This is a genomic window from Pseudomonas hunanensis, from assembly GCF_013393325.1.
Lineage (GTDB): Bacteria > Pseudomonadota > Gammaproteobacteria > Pseudomonadales > Pseudomonadaceae > Aquipseudomonas > Aquipseudomonas putida_P.
The window spans coordinates 1-290 of sequence record NZ_QJRC01000020.1 but is presented as its reverse complement, the minus strand read 5'-3'; the positions used below and the strand labels follow the sequence as shown (position 1 = coordinate 290).

Here is a 290-nt window from a genome sequence, read left to right as displayed (position 1 = left end):
TTTCGAGCAGAACTCACAAATTTTACCTTAGCCTGATTAACCAGCAGTGAAACTGGCCATCAGTCTATTTCTATCACATATCCGAATTTTTAAAGAACGATCTGACAAAAGTCAGAAATCAACATTCGCAGGGAATGCTCATTTCTGAGTTCTGATCAGCAAATGAATCAAGCAATTCGTGTGGGAGCTCATCAGCAGGCTGATGTCGTCGATTAAGGAGGTGATCCAGCCGCAGGTTCCCCTACGGCTACCTTGTTACGACTTCACCCCAGTCATGAATCACACCGTGG

The 290-nt window shown here is 44.8% G+C and carries 1 rRNA gene; it reads right to left on the bottom strand.

The features are described from left to right. Window positions 1-213: 213 nt before the first annotated feature. Window positions 214-290 (bottom strand): 16S ribosomal RNA (locus tag DM807_RS00210); the annotation flags it as partial.